Origin of the sequence: Xenorhabdus stockiae (assembly GCF_002632825.1) — a bacterium.
GTDB classification, from domain to species: Bacteria; Pseudomonadota; Gammaproteobacteria; order Enterobacterales; family Enterobacteriaceae; genus Xenorhabdus; species Xenorhabdus stockiae.
Genome location: NZ_NJAJ01000130.1, coordinates 1 through 949 on the forward strand (window position 1 = coordinate 1; position 949 = coordinate 949).

The 949-nt window shown below is 47.9% G+C and carries 1 protein-coding gene; it reads right to left on the bottom strand.

Annotation, left to right across the window (positions count from 1 at the left end; translation table 11 throughout):
- On the bottom strand, positions 1-949 hold a 949-nt coding region (locus tag Xsto_RS20750; RefSeq protein WP_099126321.1), incomplete at both ends, for an IS630 family transposase.

The window sequence follows — 949 nt, forward strand, 5'->3', positions numbered from 1 at the left end:
GCTAATTCCTGTCCTTTTTCGGGTAAGGTGACATGAAAAAAATGATGAAGGGTTTTACGGAACGTTTTGGCATCCGGGAAATAGACATTGTTTCGTACCTGCTCATTCGCGTACTTCCATAATCGCTCAATCGGGTTGAGGTTAGGGCTGTAAGGTGGCAGATAATGCAACCTGATATTCAGGACTTCAGCAAAAAATTGTACTATTTCAGCACGGTGGTAACCCGCTCCATCCAGAATAATATGAATTCTTTGTGAAAGCGGATACGTTTCCCGGATGGCACCAAAAAACAGGACGACATTTTTCGCGTTAATCGTCGGATAGTCACGGATCACCGTCGCTTCAATCCGTTGCAAATTGAGGGCGCCCATAATGTTGAGGCGGGTGCGGCTGCCGGTGGTTTCGACCACTTTAACCTGCGTCCTTCCACGCTTCATCCAACCGTAACTTAATTTTGTAGATTGGGTAGGATGCACAGTATCAATAAACAAAATCGGCTCATTTTGCCCACATTCCGCTTTCAGCGCGTTGTAGCGCTCAATAAACTGTTGCTGTTTATCCGTATCGCATTTATGCGGTGTTCCCACCGGTTTCTTGTAGTTGAATCCCTGACGGTGGAGCCATTTTGTCATCCCGGCCACAGAGAACGTGACCTGCCAGCGTGCCCCGACCCAAGCAACAATTTGGGCTGTCGTGTGCATCAAATTTGCCGTCAGATACGCGACTAACTCTGTTGTTTGCTCGGTAGACAGACGGCTTTCAGAGCCCCCATTTTCAGGGCCGAGTTTTTCCTCAGAGAAATAGTCCTTCAGATGGCGACTCACCTTACTTTCATGAATACGCAAAGCCTGAGCAATCATTTGAGCAGTCCAGCCTTCTGAAGCTAAAAGCACGGCTTTGATACGGTCACGGACGCGCCCATCACGAGTCGTATCGTGCATCAATTCAA